Genomic DNA, 15,309 nt, shown 5'->3' with positions numbered 1-15,309 from the left:
GTGTGGCCGCCGGCCGGGGCGTTATCCGCGCGCTGCTCGACGCCGGAGCGCTGGGGATCGTAACCTCGCCGGCCATATGGCCGTCCTCCTGCTCACTCAGAGGCAGTCCACCGGCCGATCCGGCCGATCCGGCCGGGCCGTATCGGGGCGGCCACTGTGGGAGCGGCACATGAGAATCGGCCGAGACCGGGCCGGACGGTCATCGGCTCGGCCTCGGACGCGGCGCGATCGGCAGGGCGGGTCTGCGATCGCACACAGGACTGCCGGGCGAGTCAGGTCTCGGCGCTCTGTGCACGCCGGGTGAAGTCCCCTGCGGTCCGGCAGCGCTCTGAGGGAGCGCGGAGCCGTGTCCAGCGGGGCCGTATCCGTCTGCGGTTCCGCCGCCTGCGGGCGCCACCGGCCACGACGGAGCCGCGGACGAACGACGGCACAGCACGGCACTTACGCGGAGCGCTCAGTCACCGAGGACCTCGCGGGCCAGCTCGGCCAGTGCCCTGCGGTCCTCGGCCAGCGCCTTCCTTCCGGCCTCGGTCGCCCGGTACACCCGGCGGGCGCGCCCGCCGACCACCCGTTGCTCGGAGACCAGCAGCCCGTCCGCCTCCAGCCGGTGCAGCGTCGGATACAGCGTGCCGGGGCTGATGTTGTAGCCGTGCTCGGCCAGCTCCTCGGTCATCCACGCACCGTGGATCTCCCCCTCGGCCGCGTGGTGCAGGATGTGCAGCCGCACCGCGCCCCGCTGGAACTCCCGCACTCCGCCCACCTCCGGACCGCCGTCCCCGGCAGTGACGAAACCGATATCGGACCTCGATTCTATGCCGGAGCCGGTTGTTCATCTCCAAGCTCTCCGCCTCTCCGCGGGGCAGTGGATATCGCGCTTCGACATCGGATACCGAATATCTGGGCGGAATTGGTCATATCTGGGAGCGAATTCGTCAGGACAACGGGCAAGGGCTCCGTGGCCACCGCTCTGCTCTGGCCGGCCGTTGCTGCGGTTCGGCCCTCCGTGGCGGTCCGTCGCGGGAGGATCCGGACCCTGCTGGAACAGGCCCACGAGGGGCTGGAACCACACACGGACACCGCCCCGAAACACGGCCGGCCAGACGGTCGTCCGGTGCGGCAGCGCAGCCGGCTTCAGCGCGCCGCCGACCATGGCGATCAGCCCGGCCCTGGTTCGGAAGATCACAAAATGCCGGGTCCACGCTGCAGACTCTGATCTGCCGGTCGTTGCGAGACCCTGCGGCCCCGCGACGTGGGGCCGGCTGAGCGCCCGCGAGGACGCACCCCGGGGCTGCACCGTGAGGTGGGGCTGGAGTCGTTGTGGTGACCGCGCGGGGTTGCGGTTGCTTTCTTACCTTCCCCTAGGAATTCCTGGGGCGTTGGTCTTACCGAGTGTCGGCCAGTCTCCTGGTAGCCCCAAACGCACGGGGTGAAAGCGGATGAACAGTCCTCAACACTCAAGGAGTTCACATGCGCAAGATGATGATCGCGGCCGTGGCGGGCGGGGCAGTTCTGGCCGGCGGGTTCGCGGCCGCCGCCAATGCCAGCAACCCTCCGGCGCCCAAGGCGCCGGTCCAGCAGGCTGTCAACGACGAGTGCGGGAAGGTGGGCGAGACCGGCGTCCAGGGCTTGAGCGGCACCGCTGCAGGTGGTCACGGCAAGGCAACTGACGAACTGAAGCGCGCGGATGGGAAGAAGAGCGACACCTGCATCGGCGACGGTGGGGTCGGTGGGTCTGTGAAGGGCAGTGGTGGGCTCGGTGGGTCCGGCCACTGACTCAGTCGGCAGACCGAGAAGGTCGACACGATTGCGAGAACCTGCGTGCGGCGAGGCCGCAGGCTGGTCGTGATCGTCACCGGTGTTGCGGCGCTGTCCGGGGCGGCCGTGCGGGTCGCCCCGGGAGCGTCAGCGCAGTCCCCCCGGGTGCCCTGCCCCGATCGCTTGACCGTTACCGGAACCGGAACCGGAACCGGAACCGGAACCGAAAGCGGACCGGGCCGGGCCGGGCCGGGTGTCAGGGTCCGGTCGGCGCCCGCAACTTCCTCTGCGGAAGAGTCACGATGCCGCGCGGCCGGGTCCGTTCGCGGCTCCGCTTATGCTGCAACTCCCTGTACTGCGAGAGGTATCACCTGAACGGTATGTCGCAACGGATTCTGTATGCCGAGGACGACCGCGCTACGCGCGAGTCGGTCACGCGTGTCCTCGAACTGGAGGGCTACGAGGTCACGGCGGTCGCAGACGGCGAGGCGGCGTTCGGGGCCATCGAAGCTCAGGCACCCGACCTGGTCGTGCTCGACGTCATGATGCCGCGTGTCGGCGGGCTCACCGTCTGTCGGCGGATGCGGGCGCGTAACGACCGGACACCTATCTTGATCCTTACCGCCCGTATGGATGTGTCGGATCGTGTCTCCGGTCTGGACGCCGGTGCGGACGACTATCTGCCCAAGCCCTTCCACCTGGACGAACTGCTGGCGCGGGTCCGTGCGCTGCTGCGCCGAGCCAGCTACGACGAGCCGGAGCGCGAGTTGCGCGTGGCGGATCTGCGCGTGGATGAGGCGGCGAGGCGGGCCTGGCGGGGAGAGCGCGAACTGGCGCTGAGCAAGACCGAGTTCGACCTGCTTCAGTTACTGGTCCACAAAACCGGTGTGGTGCTCAGCCGTTCGACCATCTACAGCCGGATATGGGATTACGACTTCGGCCCCAATTCGAAGGCTCTCGCGGTCTACGTCGGGTACCTCCGGCGCAAGCTCGAAGCCGACGGAATGCCCCGCCTCATCCACACCGTTCGGGGCGTCGGCTACACCTTGCGGGAACCGTGAACCTGCGCGCGCGCCTCGCTCTCGCTCTCGCCACGCTCGTCGCCCTCGCCGTTGTGGCGGCCAGTTGGGTCAACTACGCGGTCACCGAGCGGCGCCTCTACGAGGCGGTCGACACCGGCCTGAAGGGCTTCGCGGCAGCGGTCACGTCCGGCGCCACCGACAGCGCGATCTGCCCCGGCGGCCAGTCCGAGGATGCCGGCGGGGTCGGCATCGCCAGCCTGCCACCCGTCGTCGGTGTGCCCGACATCGTGGAGTGCGTCCATCCGGACGGACAGGTCACCTCGTTGTTCGGCACCGAGGGCGTCCGGCTGAGACAGCCTGCCGCGGGTGTGGACGCCGGCGGCGGATTGCGGGGTCCCTGGACCGAGACCGCGGGCGGGCATGACTACCGCGTCATGGTGATCAAACTCGACGGGTCGGAACTGCGGATCGCCCGGAGCCTGGCCGAGACGCACAGCGTGCTCGCCTCGGTGCGGGCTCGCTCGGCGACGGCCGGTCTTGCGATCACCGTGCTGGCGGCGGGGGCGGGCGTGCTCATCGCCCGTTGGACCAGTGGACCGGTGACACGGCTCACCTCCACGGCCGAGGTGATCGCGACAACAGGTGACCTGGGCATCGACGTGCCGACCGGCCGCCGAGACGAGGTCGGCCGACTGGCGCGCGCCTTCGCGGAGATGCTCGGTGCCCTCACCCGCTCCCGTGAGCAGCAGCAACAACTCGTCCAGAACGCCGGCCATGAGCTACGGACACCGCTGACCAGCGTTCGCGCCAACGTGGACACGCTGCGACGCTACCCCGAGCTCAACGAAGGTCTGCGTGATCGCGTCCTGAGCGACCTCGACAGCGAGGTGACGGAGCTGTCCGCCCTCGTCGACGAGCTCGTCGCCCTCGCTGTCGAGCAGTACGAGGATGAGGACGAGCAGCACGTCGACCTGGCCGCCCTCGTCGAACGCGCGGCCGAGCGGGCCCGGCGCCGCAGCGACCGGCGCATCGTCGTCGATGCCACCCCGGCCAGGGTCGTGGCCAAGCCGGGGCAACTGCTGCGCGCCGTCGGCAACCTCCTTGACAACGCCGTCAAGTTCACCCCCCGCGGCACATCGATCGAGGTCACTGTCCGCCCTGGCCGGATCGACGTACGCGATCACGGGCCGGGCATCGACCCGGCGGATCTTCCGCATGTCTTCGACCGCTTCTATCGCGCCGTCGACGCCCGCGCGGTGACCGGCTCCGGGCTCGGCCTCGCCATCGCGCAGCAGATCGTCCACCAGTGCGGCGGTACCGTGCGTGCCGCGAACCACCCTGACGGCGGCGCGCTCTTCACCCTCCAATTGGCGGCTGCACCTCGCACCGAACCGCCGGACTGACTGCACACATCCCGACTACCCCCGCGTCTCCTTCGCCAAGGTCGCCGAGTACCACATGCGAGGCGCCGTCCACTTCCGCGCGGTCATCCGCCTCGACGGCCCGGACGGCGGCGACACCCCACCCCCGGCCTGGGCCTGCGCGAGGGAGGTTTCCTCGGCCGCACCCATCGAGCCTACGATCCGCCCTAGCCGTATCTCTTCCGACTCTTCCCGGACAAGAAGGCGATCTTCGTCACCGCTCTGGTGCGGAGCATGGAAGACACCCGCCTGGCTTTCGAGAGGGCGGCCGACGAGGTGGAGGGCGGGGTGGAGGACGGCGCGCAGGCCCTCCAGGCAATGGCGAACGCTTACGCGCAGCTGATCTCGACGCGCCCCGAAACGCTCCTGATGCAGATGCAGGGACACGCCACCGTGGCGGCCGCCGAGGCGCAGGGCGATGACCTGATCGGCGAGGTCGTCCGGGCCGGCTGGATGAGGATCTGGGAAACCGTGCACCTGCCGCTGGGCGCCGATGCCGACAAGACGGCAAGCTTCTTCGCTTGCGGCATGCTCGCCAACACGCTTGCGGCCATCTGGCTCCCCCGAGTGCCGGGAAGTGAAGGAGTTCTCCGGGCGGGCGATGCGTCAGCGCACGCCTGCCGCGTCGAGCAGGGTGGTCACCGTGGGTGCGACGAGCCCCGTCAGTTTGTCGGCTCCGATTCCCGCGCGGGCGGTGGCGCCGTCGAAGACCAGGCTGAGCTGCCGGGCCAGCAGATCGGGATCACCCGCCCCGCCCTGCTCGGCCTCGGCGCGGAAGAAGGCCGTCAGATTCGCCTTGACCTGATGGGCCACCCGGCTCGCGGGGTGACTCTGATCCTTGAGCTCGATCTGCACGGCCAGGTACCGGCAGCCTCGGAACTCGGGCGCCCGTGCCTGAGATTGCACCTGCTCGAAGACGTGCATGATCCGCTCGCGGGGTGACCGGCCGTCGTCCGTCGCAGGCAGGAGAGTTGCCACGTAGGCGGAGGCGCGCTCCTTCAGGCTTACTGCCAGGAGTTCGTCCTTGCTCTCGAACAGCTGGTACATGGAGCGCTTCGAAACCCCCGCCGCCTTGCACAGCGCCTCGACGCCGATGCTGACACCGTCTCGGTAGGTGAGCGTGGCCGCCGCCTCCAGCAGTCGCTCCCTGGGGCTTGGTTTCACTTCGGTGGTCATACCGCGAGGTTAACCCGAAGCGGACGAAATGAAAACCGATCGGTTTCCCGGCGGCCTGGGGGAAAGACCGTCGCCGAGTCATGACGGTGTGCGCGCCTGTCGTCCCCGGCAGGGCGACGCACGCCGGGGTCACTCCGAGTAACGGCCCGTTCTGGGTGACCTGCCGCCACGCCGGGACGGCGGTCTTCTCGGGCTTCGTCTCCGCCGGGATGCGGTGCGGTCCCTTGCGGTCTTCCCGCCCCAGTACGCCGAAGCTGAACAGTCCGGCCGCCACGAGGCCGGCCGCCGTCATCACCCAGCCTCGGGCGGACGGCGTCGTTGCGGGCCGGCGGCTCTCGGAACGTTCATCAACATCTAGGAGCGCTTTACCGGGGGCCGCCAGCCGCCGGTGACTTCCTTGACGGGTTTGTGGGGGAAGCGCCGCTGGGCGTATTCCTGCGCGTGTGAGCCTGGTAGGACGTAGAGAGGTTCCTTCTTGTCCTGGAGCGGTCGCAGGACGGTGTCCATGAAGGTCTTGCGGTCGTCCAGGTAGGGACCCAGGACGTCTTCGCCGCCGGGGCAGACGGCAAGGCAGTAGCCGGACTTGTAGCCGGGAGGGTAGGCCAGGCTCTGCCACAGCGACGCGTTCTCGGAATCGGTGACCCGGGAACGGTAGTCGGCGGCGTCCTCGCTGTCGGCCACGGTCTGCGCCCAGTCGGTGAACCCGCTCATGAACTCGCGGTAGTTGTGCGTGGTGCAGGCCAGCGCGTCGAAGGCGCCGTCCTTGGCGATGGCGCCGACCGGGCAGGCGGCGACGCACAACTTGCAGTCGATGCAGGGGTTGTAGTCCAGCGCCTGCCCGTACGCGCTCACCTCCGCGTCCACCAGGACGGTCACGAGCAGGATGAAGCTGCCGAACTTCGGGTGGATGACGTTGCGGTGCAGGCCCATCACGCCGAGCCCCGCGGCCACCGCGACCGTCTTGTGCGCCACCACCCAGATCCGCTCGCTGGGGAAGCGGTCCATCTCCTGGGGGAAGCCGACGGAGGGATTGAGTGCGCGGTGGCCGGCGTCCTGCAGGGCCTGGGTGACGCTGCGGGCGGCGTGGTTGGCCTGCTCGTCGGCCTGGTGGAATTCCTGGTTGGCCACGCTGCGGGCGGGGGAGCGGCAGCTGTCGCGGTTCATCCGGACCGCCATCGCGATCAGGGTGCGGGTACCGGGCAGCGCGGACTGCACGGACTCGCGCTCGCCGGCCAGGTCGGGGTGGTCCAGGCTGACCGCGGCCGCGTCGTCCGCACCGGCCGCCAGACACAGCTCGCGCAGCCAGGCCGCGTCGATCGGGGCCGGCGGGCTCGTTACGTCGCCCGCCGCGCGCCGGGCCAGCACGGCCTGCACCGACGGGTGCGCAGCCAGCTTCGCCGGAAGCCTGGGATTCGCCGACTGCCCCTCGACGTCGCGCGCGGTAGTCATCCAATGCTCCTCGTGAGTCTGGTGGCGAGACTCGCCCAACGGCGAGAAACCGATCAGTTTCACCACCGTAAACCGATCGGTTTTCGCTTGCAAGGCCAAGGGTGGGTCCGCCCCCTCGACCCGCACCTCGCCGCCCGGCGAAAGGGGTCGGCTGTGCACTTGCCGCCGTCACGGAGCTGGCGGCGACTTGCGGGAACGGTCTCGCACTGTTCCGCGAGCCCGCCGGGTCACGGTAGGAAACCGATCGGGGTGCGCCGGAAGCCGATCGGTGTGCGCCGAGGGCGTCGCATGGACGGTGCACGAACACCTGACTGGCGCTTCGGCGACCCCCTGCCCCGGTCCTCCGATTCCACCTCACGCCCGACGCCGTCCCGGAGTGGCTCTACGGCGCGGTTGGGAAGCTCGGCCTCAAGCACCAACCCGGCCTGGTCCCTGCCCGGCTTGCGCCTGGAAACCGATCGGTTTACTGTGGTGGAAACCGATCGGTTTCTCATTTTGTGGAGAGAGTCATGACCGCATTGAAGGGCGCGAACGTCTTCGTCACCGGCGGCAGCCGAGGCATAGGCAAGGCGCTGGTGGAGGAGCTGTACGCGCGCGGTGCCGGCAAGGTCTACGCCACGGCCCGCGACCCGCGCGGCGTGACGCACCCCGACGCCGTCCCGGTCGCGCTGGAGGTCACCGACCCGGCCTCCGTGGCGGCCGCCGCAGCGCAGGCGGGAGACGTCACCGTACTGATCAACAACGCCGGCGCCGCGGTCGGCGCGTCCTTCCTCGACTCCCCGGTCGACGACGTACGCCGGGAGTTCGAGACCAACTTCTACGGCCCGCTGCTGGTCACCCGGGCCTTCGTACCGGTCATCGAGCGCAACGGCGGCGGCCACCTCCTCAACGTGCACTCCGTGCTCTCCTGGCTGGCACTGGGCGGCTCCTACAGCGCCTCCAAGGCCGCCCTGTGGTCGCAGACCAACTCCCTGCGCCTGGAGCTGCAGCCGCGCGGCATCGCTGTCACCGGACTGCACGTGGGGTACGTGGACACGGACCTGGCGGCGGACGTCGACGCACCCAAGTCCGACCCCCGTGACGTCGCCGCACTCGCCCTCGACGGAGTCGAGACGGGCGCGTACGAGGTGCTTGCCGACGACATCTCGCGGCAGGTCAAGGCGGGCCTGGCCGGCGACCTGGCTGGGCTGTACGCCCAGCTGGCCAAGTAACCACTGCACACCCAGGGAGTCGGCGAGATGCCCAGCCACGAGTCACGTCCCACGATCCACATTCCGGGGACCACCAGCCACACCATCGCCCAGCGCGCGGGACTTGACGGCCGCGAGGGAACGCTGCGCTACCTCAAGGCGGGCACCGGTGCCCCCCTGGTCCTGCTGCACACCGTGCGCACGCAGGCCGAGCATTTCCGCCACCTCATACCGTTGATCGCGGACCACTACACCGTGTACGCCCTCGACCTGCCGGGGATGGGCTACTCCGAGATCGTGCCCGGCGCCTCGTACGACGAACCGGCCATGCGCGCAGGCGTCAAGCGGCTCCTCACCGAACTCGACCTCCATGACGTGACGTTGGCCGGGGAATCCATGGGGGCGGTGCTCGCCCTGACCACCGCAGCCGATATCCCGGAGCGGGTACGACGCGTCGTCGCGGTCAACACCTACGACTTCCGCGGCGGAATCGCCCGCTCCGGTCTCCTCGCCCGTGTGGTGGTCACCGGTGTCCTCACGCCCGGAGTGGGCCCGGTGATCGCCGGGGTGGAGCCCAAGCCCGCCCTCCGCAAGATCCTGCAGGGCGGCCTCGGCGACAAGAGCGCACTGCGGGCGGACTACGTGGACGAGCTCCTCCGGGTGGGCGGCCGCCCCGGCTACCCGACCGTCGCCCGGGCCGTGTACCAGTCCCTGCCCAGCCTCATCGCCGCCCGCTCGCGCTACCCCGAGGTCAAGGCGCCCGTCCACCTCGTCTACGGGGAGAAGGACTGGTCCCGGCCCTCTGACCGGGAAGCCAACAAGCGGCTGCTGCCGGCCTCCGAGTTCACACAGGTCCCCAAGGCAGGCCACTTCATCGCCCTGGAACGGCCCGACGTGCTGGCCGACCTGTTGAACCCGGTGGCCTGACCCGCCGGGACCACTGACCTGAGGAGCAGCGCATGGCGGAGATCCAGATCGAGGTCGACGCTCCGGCGCAGATGCCTGATGGCACGGAACTGCGCGCGGATGTCTACGGGCCCCGGTGCTGTGTGTCGGTGAACCCGTCGCGGACCGCGGCGATCGACGCCCGCATGCTGTCGATGCCCGAGGCGGCCTCGGGATCGGCAGCGGGGTTGTGGTCGATCACATCTGGGGCGAACATCTTGTCCGCCCCGGCGAGGTTGCCAGTGTCGTAGAGCTCCGGCTCGCGCGCAGCCACCCGCAACGCGGTGCTCGTGGCCGAGCGCACCATCTCGCTTGCGGTGTTGGCCGTACTGATCGCGGCCATGAGGTCGTTCTGGTGTGGTGTGGGCTGCAAGACGCCCACGGCAGCGGCAACAAGGACCGGATCAGCTTCGACCTGACCGCGATCCCGGACGGCATCGATCGGATCGTGGTGGCCGCGAGCCGGTACGACGGAGCCCACTTCGGGGAACTGCACGATCTGCAGCGGACGTTGGTCGACGGCTCCGGCGAGAGCCTGCTCCGATTCACGATCGATGATGCCGGTCCGGTGAGCGCTGGTTCGAACGGGTATCCGGCGCTGACGCATCACAGTGGGAGGCAGGGCAGGCCGGCGACCGGGCACAGCGCGCCGAGGACGTCCCGCAGGCGGACGCGGTCCGTGTAGGCGGGGCTGTCGCGGTGCACGACGAGTTCGGCCCGGGTGACCGAGCCGATGCGCTCGTCGTCCCCGTCGCACAGGAGCAGGTGCTCCACATCGGCACCGGCCATGACGGACAGGGCGACCTCGACCGTCATGTCCTCACCGACCCGCAGCTCGGTCGTGTCCGGGTGGCCGGCCCGGGTCGTGTGGTCGGGAGCGGTCGGGCTTCGCTGCGTCTGAACCGGTGTCACGGTCGCCTCCTGCAGTACGGGCGGATGTTCTGGTCGAGATGGCTCCGGACAGGTCGCCGCATCGACGGCGGACCACCGATACGTCACGCGGCGCGGCGCCGCCCCGCGGACCGGCCCCGAGCGGTGCGCCCTCGACGGCTCCGGGTCGCGGCCGCCTTGCGGGGCGGCTCCGCGGTCGGCGCGGCGATGACGACCGGGACACCGGACGGGGCCTTGGCGCCCGTGATGCGGCTCAGCTCCGCCTCGCCCGAACGGACGGCGGTGATCGTCGGATTGATGCCGGCCGTGGCCATCAGCCGGGCCACGTCGCGGCGTTGGCCGGGGGTCACGAGGGTGACGACGCTGCCGGACGCGCCGGCGCGGGCCGTACGGCCACCGCGGTGCAGGTAGTCCTTGTGGTCGCCGGGCGGATCCACGTTGACGACCAGGTCGAGATCGTCGACGTGGATGCCGCGCGCCGCGACATTGGTCGCCACCAGCACCGTCACCTGCCCGCTCTTGAACTGAGCGAGAGTCCGGGTGCGCTGCGGCTGGGACCTGCCGCCGTGCAGTGCTGCGGCAGGGACGCCACTGCTGAGGAGGTGCTTGGTCAGCCGGTCCACCGCGTGCTTGGTGTCCAGGAACATGATCACCCGGCCGTCCCGTGCCGCGATCTCGGTGGTCGTGCGGTACTTGTCCGCCTCGTGTACATGGAGGACGTGATGCTCCATCGTGATGACGGCACCCGCCGACGGGTCGACGGAGTGAACAACCGGGTCGCTCAGGTAGCGGCGGACGAGCAGGTCGACGTTGCGGTCCAGGGTGGCCGAGAAGAGCATCCGCTGGCCGCCGGGCCGCACCTGGTCCAGCAGTGCGGTTACCTGGGGCATGAACCCCATGTCGGTCATCTGGTCCGCCTCGTCCAGGACGGTGATGGCGACGTCGCGCAATCGGCAGTCACCTCGGTCGATGAGGTCCTTGAGCCGCCCCGGCGTTGCCACGACGATCTCTGCCCCGTTCCGCAGCGCATGCGCCTGCCTGCCGATCGACATCCCGCCGACCACGGCGGCCAGCCGCAGCTGTACGGCGCGGGCGTACGGCGTGAGTGCGTCGGTGACCTGCTGGGCGAGTTCGCGGGTGGGTACCAGGACGAGGGCCAGCGGCTGCTGCGGTTCGGCGCGCCGGCCCGTCGTACGGGCCAGCAGCGGGAGGCCGAAGGCGAGGGTCTTGCCGGAACCGGTACGGCCACGGCCGAGTACGTCGCGGCCGGCCAGGGAGTTCGGCAGGGTGGCCCCCTGGATCGGGAAGGGCACGGTCACGCCCTCGTGGCCGAGTACGGCCAGCAGTGGTGCCGGCATGGCGAGTTCGGCGAACGACCCTACGGCGGGCAACGCGGGCTCGATCGTGTTCGGTGGCGTGAACTCGGCGCCGGGCGTGGTGGATCGGCCACCGTGGCCCTTGGGCTTGGGCTCGGGCTTGGACTTGAGCCGGTGCCGCGTGCCGGAGCTGCCTGCGGCGGAGCCCTCGGAGCGTTCATAGGTGCGGGTGGTGCGTGAACTGCGTGACGGGCGTGCTCGGTTCATGCGGGACCTTCCTCGATGCAGGCGCGTATCAAGGAATTCCCGCAGCACGATGAACGGCGCTGAGAATCGCGAGAACGGGCCGAAGACAACAGGGGTGAATCCCCCTGGAAATGCTGCGAGCCGGGGCCCGCACCCCAAGGTGCGGGCCCCAGCTGCGAAATATGCGTCGGAGCCGGTGTCAGGCCGGAACGATGTTCTCGGCGGTGGGGCCCTTCTGGCCCTGGGCGACGTCGAATGACACCTTCTGGCCTTCCTGCAGCTCGCGGAAGCCCTGGGTGGCGATGTTCGAGTAGTGGGCGAAGACGTCGGCGCCGCCGCCGTCCTGCGCGATGAAGCCGAAGCCCTTTTCGGCGTTGAACCACTTCACAGTGCCGGTAGCCATGTCATTTCTCCTTCGGAAACGGTGCTCGGAGTCCGCCTGGTGCGGACTCCGTGTCGCCGTGATGATCAACCCGTCGGAAAACGAACCCTTTTGGCAACCACAACTGCAACCCGTCTCGACAGTAGCACGGCGTGCTCGATCACGAGCCGGGAGCATTTTCCGCACGCTTCTTGTTCGGCACGCTTTTACCGTCATGCGGCGGCCGGCAGCGGGACGACCGTGTCGGCGGGCTCCCCGGACCGTCGACCAGGAGCACCCAACCTCCCGCGGTGTCGCAGTCCAGTGTGATCAGTGCGCTTCGTCGGCGGATCCGGCCGGCTCCACGGTGATCACGCGGCCGGGTGCCATGACCGTGGGCGGTGCGTCGGGCCATTGGGCGGCGTCCACGGTGACGCGCACGGCCGTGTCCCACCCCAGCTGCAACGAGGCGAAGAACGAGGGCAGTTCCAGCGCGTCGCAGCGAGGCGACCAGGCTCCGTCCGGCGGGCCGTGACCGACGCCCTGGGTGAGGACCAGGCGGGGCAAGGGCATACGTGGTGTGCGCGGACGCGGCCTCGGCCGGGGAGCGGTTGGGTTCCGTGAGATCGGCACCATCACGGGGACCTTGGCCAAATACGTGCGGGCCGCGTCCAAGGCATCCTGCGTGCTTGCCGGCCGTGAATCCCGGTCCGGATACCAGAAACGGTCTGCTTGTTGCTCATTCGGGTGCACACCTTGTGCAGGTTTCGGCCATCTTGCCCAGGATTGATCTCGAGATGTGTTCCCTCATGAAGGTGAAAGACCATGCCGACGTATGTCACGTTGCTGAACTGGACCGATCAAGGGATCAGAAACTACAAGGACACCGCAAAGCGCGCCGAGGCCTTCACCGCAGCGGCACAGAAGCTCGGGGCGAAGCTCCTGAACCTGTACTGGACCGTCGGTTCGTACGACCTCGTGGCCGTTGTCGAGGCACCCGACGACGAAACCGCCACCGCGGCGCTTCTGCAGCTCGGCGGGGTGGGCAACGTCCGCACCACGACCCTGCGGGCCTTTGGCCGAGAAGAGATGGATCGCATCATCGCCAAGGCCGCTGGTTGAGGCATGTCAGACCTTGGTTCCAAAGGGCCCCAGACCTTGATAGGTCCGGGGCCCTTTCCCTGGTGCCCCGACAGGATTCGAACCTGCGAGACCCGCTTCAGGAGTTCGATCAGACCTCTGCGGACTCGGTGTCTTGCTGCCGCGCGTCGTACGTCGGTTTCCAGCAGGTACGCCGCTGTCCGCGGTCGTTGATGTCAACGATGGACGTCAGGCGTTGGTTCGAGGGCCGTGGCCAATGCGTGCTCGCTGCCCTTCACGGCACCTGCCTGCCGCTCCTGTGCCCCAGCCTGCGAGAGTGGTCCCGTGCTGCTGGATCCTGAGAACACTCTGTTCGTCCGTGGTGTCACGCCGGTGCTCCTGCTGGCCGACGCGCCTGTCCAGGATGCCCTGCCGCTCCTGACGGCCCCCGACGGGGCGGTGCCCCAGTGCGAGGGGTGGAGCATCGTCCCACGACTCACCCTGTGTGTCGTGGACGGACCCGGGGAACACGGAGTCGTCGTCCCCGCTCTCGCTGCGCCGGTGCTCGGCGGCGCCGACGGGGGCGCGGCATCGGGTGACATGGCGGCCTGGTGCATGGATGTCGAGCAGGCCGGCGGAGCAGTCGTCCTGTCCTTGGACCAACTGCCTGAAGTGCTCGACTGGTCTGCCTTGCTGTCCGCGGGCACCGCCCGCGGCGGCTTCATGCCTGCCCTGACTTGACCTCAGCGAGCGCAGGACATCGACTTTGGATTGTCAGGAGGCGGACCAGGGGCGTATCGGCTGTCTTTCTTCTGCCGAGCAGGCGAAGACACGGGGCGGGAGGCGCTTTGCCGTCTGCTGGATCAACGTCTGTCTACCGGTGATCCCCTAGTGGGCGAGTGGCTCGGCACGTTCGTGGACGAAGTTGCGGCTTACCGTCTCGCGGAATTGCCGGGCGCTTCATGCCCGGCCCGGCGGTACTCGGCGTTGATGCGCTGAGCTTCCTCGAGTTGGTCCTCAAGGATGACGATGCGGCAAGCGGCCTCGATCGGGGTGCCCCTGTCGACGAGCTCGCGGGCGCGCGCCGCGATACGGAGCTGGTAGCGGGAGTACCGGCGGTGTCCGCCCTCCGAGCGCAGCGGCGTGATCAGACGAGCCTCACCGATGGCTCGGAGGAAGGCCGGGGTGGTGCCAAGCATCTCGGCGGCCCGCCCCATCGTGTATGCGGGGTAGTCGTCGTCGTCCAGACGATCACTGAGGGGGATATCTGCTGTCATGTCACCTCGTTGTGCAACGCGTCGAGGGGCCCTGGTGCCGTACGGCACCAGGGCCCCGAAGGAAATTCAACACCATCTGTCGGCCCTAATGCTGTGCCGACCTTCTGTTTCCGCTACCAGCCCTGCAGACAGGGGAGTGCGGGGATCGCGGCTGCGTGACCGGGGACCACCTTCCAATCCGGGGTCTTGCGGTACCCGGGGCGAGTGCTTCTCGGACCGGGCGATCCTGATGGCGTCTGCTCCTCCGTCCTTTCTCTGAACTTGGTGAACTGGTACTTGCGGTACTGCTCGGTGGTGCTGCTGGCGGCCCTTTGGCCTGCCAGGCGCCAGTGCGGTCCCCAGCCCCGTCACCGTCCTGCGAACACCTTGGCTTCGGGACTTCAGAACCGCACTGGCCTGCGAACTTCATGTACTGCAACCCGCCAGTTCGTGTCTGCCGGGCTTCGCTTGACCGGTGTCAACGAGAAAAAGGCTAACCGTGTCAGAGCTCAATGTCTACTCTGACAAGAACAGATTTAAGTCCTGTGGGGGAACAGATAGCCTCCGACCTGCAGCAACGGATGGCGCAGTCGTCGTGAGTCGCCTTACGCGCGTGCAATCCGGGTCAGGCCGTCAGGTGTCACTGAGTGTCGCGGCCCGCGGTCCAGCCGCGGAGAACGGACGGCGAGACAGCCGTGAGGACCCTGTCGACACCTGTCGGCAGGGCCCTCACCGGGATCGTGATGGCGGTTTGCCGCCCGTCCTCATCCGTCCAGGGAGGCGGCGCCGAGCACTGCCGACGCGGACTGGAGGGGAGAGGGGACACGCACGGGCGTGGCGTCGGGGTGGGCGTGGCAGGTGAAGCCGAGGCGGGTCATGGCCCGGACGACTTCGCCGCTGGTGAAGTCGCGGCGGTCCTGTCGGGTGATGGCTTGACCTACTTGCTTGACGGGGTGGCGGCGGCGGCCGATGGTCACGGACTCACCCGTGATGAGCTCGGGCGTGACGCCCTTCAACGAGGCCAGCACTCCGCTCTCGGTCAGGTCGAACGGGTACCGGGCGATGACACAGCGCATGGGCTGGGAGAAGGAAAACTGGCTGATCGGGGGAGGCGATCAGCGAGGACGTCCCGCAGCTGGATCTGGTCCGTGTACGTGGAACTGCCGCAGTGGACGGCGAGTTCGGGCAGGGTGATCGAGCC

The 15,309-nt window shown here is 68.9% G+C and carries 17 protein-coding genes and 2 pseudogenes; 9 read left to right on the top strand and 10 right to left on the bottom strand.

Features of this window, described 5'->3' with window-relative positions; all coding sequences use genetic code 11:
- Nucleotides 1-454: 454 nt before the first annotated feature.
- Entirely contained in the window at nt 455-751 is a 297-nt protein-coding gene (locus tag ABZO29_RS21530) for a PadR family transcriptional regulator (protein ID WP_367321824.1), read from the bottom strand.
- Nucleotides 752-1,467: 716 nt separating this feature from the next.
- Here ABZO29_RS21530 and ABZO29_RS21525 point away from each other — a divergent pair.
- The 4 genes and pseudogenes from ABZO29_RS21525 to ABZO29_RS21510 form a co-directional block, all read left to right on the top strand.
- Complete coding sequence (locus ABZO29_RS21525) at nt 1,468-1,773, top strand: hypothetical protein (protein WP_367321823.1); 306 nt, start codon at nt 1,468-1,470, stop codon at nt 1,771-1,773.
- A 362-nt stretch (nt 1,774-2,135) separates the two neighbouring features.
- Entirely contained in the window at nt 2,136-2,816 is a 681-nt protein-coding gene (locus ABZO29_RS21520) for a response regulator transcription factor (RefSeq protein WP_367321822.1), read from the top strand.
- Nucleotides 2,813-4,180, top strand: a complete 1,368-nt coding sequence (locus ABZO29_RS21515) for an ATP-binding protein (RefSeq protein ID WP_367321821.1) — start codon at nt 2,813-2,815, stop codon at nt 4,178-4,180. The genes ABZO29_RS21520 and ABZO29_RS21515 overlap by 4 nt, the downstream gene beginning before the upstream one ends.
- Before the next feature lie 13 nt (nt 4,181-4,193).
- Nucleotides 4,194-4,340, top strand: a pseudogene (locus tag ABZO29_RS21510) (replication initiator); the annotation flags it as partial.
- Between the two features lie 464 nt (nt 4,341-4,804).
- Here the strand turns inward: ABZO29_RS21510 and ABZO29_RS21505 are convergent.
- Both ABZO29_RS21505 and ABZO29_RS21500 read right to left on the bottom strand, forming a co-directional pair.
- Nucleotides 4,805-5,374 (bottom strand): TetR/AcrR family transcriptional regulator, encoded by a 570-nt coding sequence (locus ABZO29_RS21505; protein WP_367321820.1) that lies wholly within the window; start codon nt 5,372-5,374, stop codon nt 4,805-4,807.
- A gap of 354 nt (nt 5,375-5,728) precedes the next feature.
- On the bottom strand, nt 5,729-6,823 hold the full coding sequence (locus tag ABZO29_RS21500; RefSeq protein WP_367321819.1) for a 4Fe-4S binding protein: 1,095 nt from the start codon (nt 6,821-6,823) through the stop codon (nt 5,729-5,731).
- A 509-nt stretch (nt 6,824-7,332) separates the two neighbouring features.
- On the opposite strand from ABZO29_RS21500, the gene ABZO29_RS21495 reads away from it, so the two are divergent.
- Nucleotides 7,333-8,034, top strand: coding sequence for an SDR family oxidoreductase (locus tag ABZO29_RS21495; protein ID WP_367321818.1), 702 nt, complete (start codon nt 7,333-7,335; stop codon nt 8,032-8,034).
- 27 nt (nt 8,035-8,061) lie between these two features.
- Complete coding sequence (locus ABZO29_RS21490; protein WP_367321817.1) at nt 8,062-8,940, top strand: alpha/beta fold hydrolase; 879 nt, start codon at nt 8,062-8,064, stop codon at nt 8,938-8,940.
- A gap of 103 nt (nt 8,941-9,043) precedes the next feature.
- Here the strand turns inward: ABZO29_RS21490 and ABZO29_RS21485 are convergent, their stop codons facing one another.
- Nucleotides 9,044-9,301 carry a nuclear transport factor 2 family protein gene (locus ABZO29_RS21485; protein ID WP_367321816.1) on the bottom strand — a complete coding sequence of 86 codons (258 nt, stop codon included), beginning with the start codon at nt 9,299-9,301 and terminating at the stop codon, nt 9,044-9,046.
- 42 nt (nt 9,302-9,343) lie between these two features.
- Here ABZO29_RS21485 and ABZO29_RS21480 point away from each other — a divergent pair.
- Nucleotides 9,344-9,523 (top strand): annotated as a pseudogene (locus ABZO29_RS21480) (TerD family protein); the annotation flags it as partial.
- Between the two features lie 41 nt (nt 9,524-9,564).
- Here the strand turns inward: ABZO29_RS21480 and ABZO29_RS21475 are convergent.
- From ABZO29_RS21475 to ABZO29_RS21460, 4 genes are all read right to left on the bottom strand, one after another.
- Nucleotides 9,565-9,774 carry a hypothetical protein gene (locus ABZO29_RS21475; protein ID WP_367326189.1) on the bottom strand — a complete coding sequence of 70 codons (210 nt, stop codon included), beginning with the start codon at nt 9,772-9,774 and terminating at the stop codon, nt 9,565-9,567.
- Between the two features lie 179 nt (nt 9,775-9,953).
- Nucleotides 9,954-11,432: a DEAD/DEAH box helicase gene (locus ABZO29_RS21470; RefSeq protein ID WP_367321815.1), complete on the bottom strand. Its 1,479-nt coding sequence runs from the start codon at nt 11,430-11,432 to the stop codon at nt 9,954-9,956.
- 178 nt (nt 11,433-11,610) lie between these two features.
- Complete coding sequence (locus ABZO29_RS21465) at nt 11,611-11,814, bottom strand: cold-shock protein (protein WP_161148376.1); 204 nt, start codon at nt 11,812-11,814, stop codon at nt 11,611-11,613.
- 288 nt (nt 11,815-12,102) lie between these two features.
- Nucleotides 12,103-12,345 (bottom strand): DUF5994 family protein, encoded by a 243-nt coding sequence (locus ABZO29_RS21460; RefSeq protein ID WP_367321814.1) that lies wholly within the window; start codon nt 12,343-12,345, stop codon nt 12,103-12,105.
- Nucleotides 12,346-12,597: 252 nt separating this feature from the next.
- On the opposite strand from ABZO29_RS21460, the gene ABZO29_RS21455 reads away from it, so the two are divergent.
- Nucleotides 12,598-12,894, top strand: a complete 297-nt coding sequence (locus tag ABZO29_RS21455) for a GYD domain-containing protein (RefSeq protein WP_367321813.1) — start codon at nt 12,598-12,600, stop codon at nt 12,892-12,894.
- A gap of 303 nt (nt 12,895-13,197) precedes the next feature.
- Nucleotides 13,198-13,593, top strand: a complete 396-nt coding sequence (locus ABZO29_RS21450) for a hypothetical protein (RefSeq protein WP_367321812.1) — start codon at nt 13,198-13,200, stop codon at nt 13,591-13,593.
- A 191-nt stretch (nt 13,594-13,784) separates the two neighbouring features.
- Here the strand turns inward: ABZO29_RS21450 and ABZO29_RS21445 are convergent, their stop codons facing one another.
- Nucleotides 13,785-14,129, bottom strand: a complete 345-nt coding sequence (locus tag ABZO29_RS21445; RefSeq protein ID WP_367321811.1) for a MerR family transcriptional regulator — start codon at nt 14,127-14,129, stop codon at nt 13,785-13,787.
- 743 nt (nt 14,130-14,872) lie between these two features.
- Complete coding sequence (locus tag ABZO29_RS21440; RefSeq protein ID WP_367321810.1) at nt 14,873-15,184, bottom strand: SCO5918 family protein; 312 nt, start codon at nt 15,182-15,184, stop codon at nt 14,873-14,875.
- Between the last annotated feature and the right edge of the window lie 125 nt (nt 15,185-15,309).

The sequence above is a fragment of the Streptomyces sp. HUAS ZL42 genome (assembly GCF_040782645.1).
Lineage (GTDB): Bacteria > Actinomycetota > Actinomycetes > Streptomycetales > Streptomycetaceae > Streptomyces.
Note: the sequence above shows the minus strand (reverse complement) of the source record. Positions and strands in the feature narration are given on the sequence as shown.

What these genes read in the sequence shown, in the direction of transcription:
- ABZO29_RS21525 (WP_367321823.1), top strand. Translation starts at nt 1,468, where the DNA reads ATGCGCAAGATGATGATCGCGGCCGTGGCGGGCGGGGCAGTTCTGGCC.
- ABZO29_RS21520 (WP_367321822.1), top strand. Translation starts at nt 2,136, where the DNA reads ATGTCGCAACGGATTCTGTATGCCGAGGACGACCGCGCTACGCGCGAG.
- ABZO29_RS21505 (WP_367321820.1), bottom strand. Translation starts at nt 5,374, where the DNA reads ATGACCACCGAAGTGAAACCAAGCCCCAGGGAGCGACTGCTGGAGGCG.
- ABZO29_RS21500 (WP_367321819.1), bottom strand. Translation starts at nt 6,823, where the DNA reads ATGACTACCGCGCGCGACGTCGAGGGGCAGTCGGCGAATCCCAGGCTT.
- ABZO29_RS21495 (WP_367321818.1), top strand. Translation starts at nt 7,333, where the DNA reads ATGACCGCATTGAAGGGCGCGAACGTCTTCGTCACCGGCGGCAGCCGA.
- ABZO29_RS21490 (WP_367321817.1), top strand. Translation starts at nt 8,062, where the DNA reads ATGCCCAGCCACGAGTCACGTCCCACGATCCACATTCCGGGGACCACC.
- ABZO29_RS21485 (WP_367321816.1), bottom strand. Translation starts at nt 9,301, where the DNA reads ATGGCCGCGATCAGTACGGCCAACACCGCAAGCGAGATGGTGCGCTCG.
- ABZO29_RS21475 (WP_367326189.1), bottom strand. Translation starts at nt 9,774, where the DNA reads ATGACGGTCGAGGTCGCCCTGTCCGTCATGGCCGGTGCCGATGTGGAG.
- ABZO29_RS21470 (WP_367321815.1), bottom strand. Translation starts at nt 11,432, where the DNA reads ATGAACCGAGCACGCCCGTCACGCAGTTCACGCACCACCCGCACCTAT.
- ABZO29_RS21465 (WP_161148376.1), bottom strand. Translation starts at nt 11,814, where the DNA reads ATGGCTACCGGCACTGTGAAGTGGTTCAACGCCGAAAAGGGCTTCGGC.
- ABZO29_RS21460 (WP_367321814.1), bottom strand. Translation starts at nt 12,345, where the DNA reads ATGCCCTTGCCCCGCCTGGTCCTCACCCAGGGCGTCGGTCACGGCCCG.
- ABZO29_RS21455 (WP_367321813.1), top strand. Translation starts at nt 12,598, where the DNA reads ATGCCGACGTATGTCACGTTGCTGAACTGGACCGATCAAGGGATCAGA.
- ABZO29_RS21445 (WP_367321811.1), bottom strand. Translation starts at nt 14,129, where the DNA reads ATGACAGCAGATATCCCCCTCAGTGATCGTCTGGACGACGACGACTAC.
- ABZO29_RS21440 (WP_367321810.1), bottom strand. Translation starts at nt 15,184, where the DNA reads ATGCGCTGTGTCATCGCCCGGTACCCGTTCGACCTGACCGAGAGCGGA.